General features: G+C 67.2%; 4 protein-coding genes and 4 pseudogenes. 3 read left to right on the top strand and 5 right to left on the bottom strand.

What is annotated here, in order from left to right:
* On the bottom strand, positions 1–1,837 hold a 1,837-nt coding region (locus ACWDA7_RS50300; protein ID WP_450614588.1), incomplete at its 3' end, for a hypothetical protein.
* Positions 1,838–2,535: 698 nt separating this feature from the next.
* Here ACWDA7_RS50300 and ACWDA7_RS50295 point away from each other — a divergent pair.
* From ACWDA7_RS50295 to ACWDA7_RS50285, 3 pseudogenes are all read left to right on the top strand, one after another.
* Positions 2,536–2,805: pseudogene (locus ACWDA7_RS50295) on the top strand (hypothetical protein); the annotation flags it as partial.
* Positions 2,800–3,389 (top strand): annotated as a pseudogene (locus tag ACWDA7_RS50290) (SDR family NAD(P)-dependent oxidoreductase); the annotation flags it as partial. The pseudogenes ACWDA7_RS50295 and ACWDA7_RS50290, both read left to right, overlap by 6 nt.
* Before the next feature lie 62 nt (positions 3,390–3,451).
* Positions 3,452–3,628, top strand: a pseudogene (locus ACWDA7_RS50285) (NAD(P)-binding domain-containing protein); the annotation flags it as partial.
* Here the strand turns inward: ACWDA7_RS50285 and ACWDA7_RS50280 are convergent.
* The 4 genes and pseudogenes from ACWDA7_RS50280 to ACWDA7_RS50265 form a co-directional block, all read right to left on the bottom strand.
* Positions 3,610–3,921 carry an ATP-binding cassette domain-containing protein gene (locus ACWDA7_RS50280; protein WP_450614586.1) on the bottom strand — a complete coding sequence of 104 codons (312 nt, stop codon included), beginning with the start codon at positions 3,919–3,921 and terminating at the stop codon, positions 3,610–3,612. The pseudogene ACWDA7_RS50285 and the gene ACWDA7_RS50280 sit on opposite strands and share 19 nt — an antisense overlap.
* The gene (locus ACWDA7_RS50275) at positions 3,918–4,271 is read right to left on the bottom strand and encodes a GntR family transcriptional regulator (RefSeq protein WP_450614590.1); all 354 of its coding nucleotides are present in this window, start codon (positions 4,269–4,271) and stop codon (positions 3,918–3,920) included. The genes ACWDA7_RS50280 and ACWDA7_RS50275 overlap by 4 nt, the downstream gene beginning before the upstream one ends.
* Before the next feature lie 200 nt (positions 4,272–4,471).
* The gene (locus tag ACWDA7_RS50270; RefSeq protein ID WP_450614584.1) at positions 4,472–4,624 is read right to left on the bottom strand and encodes a hypothetical protein; all 153 of its coding nucleotides are present in this window, start codon (positions 4,622–4,624) and stop codon (positions 4,472–4,474) included.
* 9 nt (positions 4,625–4,633) lie between these two features.
* Positions 4,634–4,909, bottom strand: a pseudogene (locus ACWDA7_RS50265) (2OG-Fe(II) oxygenase); the annotation flags it as partial.

Here is a 4,909-nt window from a genome sequence, read left to right as displayed (position 1 = left end):
CCTGGGGGCGAAACCCCGTTTCCTGCCCTGCTCCGCAGGGGTCCGATTCCTCCCCGGCCTGAAGGCCGGGGCGTCCTCGGAGGCATTTGGTGAAGGACTTCAGGTACTCCTTGTACGTCTGCTCCGGTGTCCAGGACTTGTTCTGCCCGCGCAGCGGCCAGTCGGTCACCTTGTTGCTGTTGATGATCGCGTGGTAGTCCGTCGGCGCCTTCGCGTCCTGCAGGCGGATCCATTCGGCCGCGACTCGCGCGTTGTAGACGCGGCGCAGATCGGCGTACTTGGCGGTGGTGTTCACCTTCGCCTCGATGTCCGGGACGATCATCGTGTCCAGCAGTTCCTGCACCCGCTTGTGCTGGGCCTCGGTCAGGTTGCACTCGCCGTTCGGACTCGGGGTCTTGAAGTCCTGGGGGACGGAGTTGACCTTCAGCGGCGCGTCGAGGATGTACACACCGCCGTCCTGCTCGCGCACCACGGCGGGCTTGGGAACGATCCAGTTCCGCACACCGTGGGTACAGGGGATGTTCTCCGCCTGGAGCTTCGCCCAGAACTCCTTGCCGATCCCGGTGCGCGGATCCATGTCCTTCGCGTAGTCGTGCTTCATCTCCAGATCGGCCTGAAGCAGGACACGGCCGGCGTCGGTCTTGCCGAACGACTTGTCCATGATCTTGTCGGGCTGGTCCGGGTTGAGGTTGACCCAGAACTTGTCCGGCGTCAGGGCGAGCCAGGTGAAGAAGCTGTCCGAGATCAGCTCGGCCTTCTCCTGGCCGCCGTAGCCGAGGCCGTCGGACTCGTCCACCTTCTTCGCGGTGAAGGAGTAGTTCAGACCCTGTCCCTTGACCGGCGCGCCCACATACCGGAGTTCGAGCGTGGAGAAGTCGACACCGCCGGGGCCGCGGACACGCATGCCGGTGGGGTCGTTCAGACGGATGCGGTCCATCTGCCGCTTCATGTCCGCCGGTGTCGGCGGGGACTGCCGGATGACATCGGAACTGCGGCCGATGCTCTTCAAGGTGTCCTGGGCGGTGTACTTGCCCGGTTTGAACTCCGCCTCCGGAGTCGACGTGTGCTCGTACGTCGTCACCCGGCCCGGCCCGGCGAGCTGTTTGAGGCCGTTCGTGTACCGGGCGGTGTCCCCGGACTGCGTCTGACCGAACGCGTACCGGAGCTTGTAGTCCTTATACGTGGGATCCTTCAGGAACGCCCGGTCCTTCGGGGCCTGCTCACTGTCGTGATTGCCACCGGACTTGATCTCTACGGCCTCTTTGGTCTTCCGGTTGAAGGCGTCGAACCGGCGCTCATAGGTCTTGCCGGTCTCCGGGTCGGTGACCTTGACGGTCTCCTCACAGATCCAGTCCGGTCCGATCAGTCCGAGATCCTTGACGACCTTCCCGTGGAAGGCGTTGCCGCGCGGGTTGCGCCCGTAGACCTCGATGTACGCCTCGTTCAGCCAGTTCTTGAAACCGCCGTATTTGGCGTCCGTGCCGCCGTTGCGCGTCAAGTAGTCCTTGTAGGTGGCGTAAACGCGCTCGGGGGTGCCCTCCTTGTACTGCTTGTAGGGCTTGTCGAGCTTGTCGAGGATCTTGTCCCGCTCCGCCGGGTCGTCCGGCAGGGTCAGGCCGTCCATGGCCTTGCGCTGGTTCGGGTACTCGTAGGAGTCCCAGTCGGCCTCCGGCCGGGTCGCATCACCGTTCGCCCACGGTAACTTGCTGGGGTCCGTCGGGTTGCCTCTCAGCTTGAACATCTCGTCACAGCGCTGCGCCTTCACCGCCGCATCCGCCGTGCCCTGCAGGTGCGGCAGGCCGCCGAAAGAGAGGATGCCGACGGTGGCGAGTGCCACCGCCGCGCGGGCTAACACCCGGCGACGTGCGGTTATCGGATGGTTCACCTGGTTCCTCCGAGGATGCCCTGGCCTTCAGGCTGGGGAGGAATCGGACTCCTGCGGAGCAGGGCAGGCAACGGGGTTTCGCCTCCGGGGCGAAAGACCGTCCACGCGACCGGGTAAGCTGCTCGGTGTGCGTTGCGAGAACCAAGCGCGCACACCGTGCTGAGCGAGAGCCAGGCTGGCACAGCAACTCCTTTGCTTGTAGTACCGAACCGGGCAGGTTCCGACCCGGCTGGTGTTGGGGGTGTAAGACCCGTAGGTCCGTTGGGCCCGCAGGCAGCCTGAGCCAGGAATCCCCCTGCTTCAGCGGAGGGAGGGTTCAATGCAGTCAGTCTTCCCCGGGAGCCCATTGCCGGTGGGGGGAAAGAGCGCTGCGACGCCAGGGGCCCCCGTGGTCAGTGGCGTCGCGCAAGCACCCCACGGTAACCTCCCGGACGCACAGGAGTCCCATAGTTCTCCGGGCGCGCCAGCCCCAACTCCCTTTACACACAGGATTGTTACATTCCCCCTGAGCGCTGTCCCGCCCGCCGTCGCCGGCCGATGCCGTGGAGCGAGCGTGGGTCGAAACCCTGTGGCCCCTGTACGGGACCTGCCACTAGCGTCGGCCTCCCTGCCGGCCGCACAGGCGGTTGCCGCGCCCAGAGAGCGATTCCGTGAACAGCCGACAAGCGGCGACGACCCTGTGGCGTCTTACCGGTCCCAAGGAACGAGAGCTGGTACGGGAGTTGGACTGGCGTGCGTGGCCGCCCCGGTTGCCCGAGCAGCCGATCTTCTACCCGATCCTGGACGAGGACTACGCCGTCAGGATCGCGCGGGACTGGAACGTGAAGCACGACGGCGCCGGCTTCGTCACCCGGTTCGAGGTCGAGTCGGAGTTCCTGCGCAGGTATCCGGTCCAGCAGGCGGGCGGACGGACGATCCTCATGCCGCCGGAGCTCGAGCGTGGCATCGCCGGCCATGAGCAGCAGTTCGCCACCAACTACCTGGGGCACTTCGCCCTGGCCCTGGGGCTGCACTGCGCCCTCGCCGCGGCCGACGGCGCGCGCCTGGTCTCGGTCTCCTCCAGCGGCCACCTCTACTCTCCCGTCGTCTTCGACGACATCGACTTCCGCTTCCGCCCGTACGACGCGCTCGTCGCATACGGCCAGTCCAAGACCGCCGACATCCTCCTGGCCGTGGAGGCGCAGCGCCGCTGGTCCGGCGACGGCATCACGGCGAACTCCCTGCACCCCGGTGCGATCGCCACCAACCTCCAGCGGCACACCGGAGGCCTGCGGACGCCGGAGCCCTTCCGCAAGACGATCGAGCAGGGCGCCGCGACCAGCGTGTTCCTCGCCGCTCACCCGGGGGTCGAAGGCGTCGGCGGCCGCTACTTCGAGGACGTCAACGAGGCGCCCGTCGTCCACGCCCGGCCCACCGAGTACGGCGCCCCGGCGTCGCCGCCTACGCGCTGGACCCGGACAACGCCGTGCGGCTGTGGGAGCTGGCCGACGGCATCGTCCGGTGAATCGCCAGGGAGCACCGGCCTCCCTTTCCTCACTCGAACCATGGAAAGAACAACGAGAAGACATGGACATCACGGCGACGACAGCCAGGGTCGGTTTCATCGGCCTCGGCGACCAGGGCGGCCCCATGGCGGAAGCCATCGGCGAGCACGGCTTCGACCTGCACGTCTGGGCGCGACGCCCGGCTTCGCTCTCGGCGGTGGAGAGGGTCCCGCCCACCGTTCATGGCACCGTGGCGGACCTGGGCGCGACCGCCGAACTGATCGGGCTGTGCCTGCGTGACGACGCGGACATCTGGAACATTCGGCGCAGCACCGCGTCGTTCTCCAGCGGCCCGGCCCCGAACACGTGCACGCGCCCGGAGGTGGCGAACTCCTGGCCTGCCAGGATGCGCAGCAGCGTGGTCTTCCCAGCGCCGTTGCGGCTCAGCAGTCCGGCGATGCACGGCGTGCCGATCTCGAAGGTGACATCGGTCAGCGCCTGGTGGTCGCGGTAACGGCGCTCGAGTCCGGCTACCGAGATCGCCGCGGTCATGCCGCTCCTCCCGTGGTCACCTCGACCGAGGCCGGCTCCTCGCGCACCAGCCCGAGCAGCTCGTCCCGCCCGATCCCGAGCCGTGCCGCCTCGACCGCCAGCGGCCGTACGTAGCGCTCGACGAAGCGGCGCCGCCGGGCCTGCACCAGCCGGTCCCGTGCGCCCTTCGCGACGAACATGCCGACGCCTCGCCGCTTCTCCACCAGGCCCTCGTCCGAGAGCACGGTAAGGCTGCGCGCCGCCGTGGCCGGATTGACCCGGTAGAACGCCGCGAGTTCGTTGCTGGACGCGACTCGTTCTCCCTCGCCCACCGTGCCGTCGGCGATCTGGTTCGCCAGCTCGGCGGCGATCTGGGCGAAGATCGGCCCGCGTCATCGAGGAGTGACATCATGTCTCCATTGCTCAACTGGTTCCCTGCTCCAATGGGCGTGTCCCAACTTCGTTCTCGCAGATGAGCGGGCCTTGACGGGGTGGTAGTTGATGCTCCGTCCGAGGTTGGGGGTGGTGATCGACTTCTTCTGAAGGAGACGATCACCGGCCGGGCGGAGTGTCACGCTGTGGTCTCGTTCTTGTTCGTCCCGAAGGGATCGCGGATCAGGTACTGCAAGGTCAGGACGGCCTTGACGACCACCGTGATCTGTCGGGGGCTGCCGCGGAAGTTGCAGGCCAGGACTTTCGCCCTGACATCAACGTCTGATATCAACAGCCACTCTCAGCCGCGCGACCGGGGCCATTTGTCCCGTAGCCACGCCAGGTCGGTCTCGGCGCGGGTGCGGGTCGCCTGTTCGCGGGTGAAGACGGCTTTCGTCTTGGTCAGGACCAGGACGTAGGGGCGTCCCTGGCGCCGGGTGGTGTGGGAGACGGGCAGGCCGACCTGGTCGATGCGGCTGTGAAGGTGGCGGCGTCCGTCCTTCGCGAGCGGCCACTCCATGACGTGGCGGGTAGGGGAGGTGAGGAAGGCGTCCAAGTCGGGGCAGAGTCCGCAGCC

The organism is Streptomyces sp. NPDC001156 (assembly GCF_053598275.1).
Note: the sequence above shows the minus strand (reverse complement) of the source record. Positions and strands in the feature narration are given on the sequence as shown.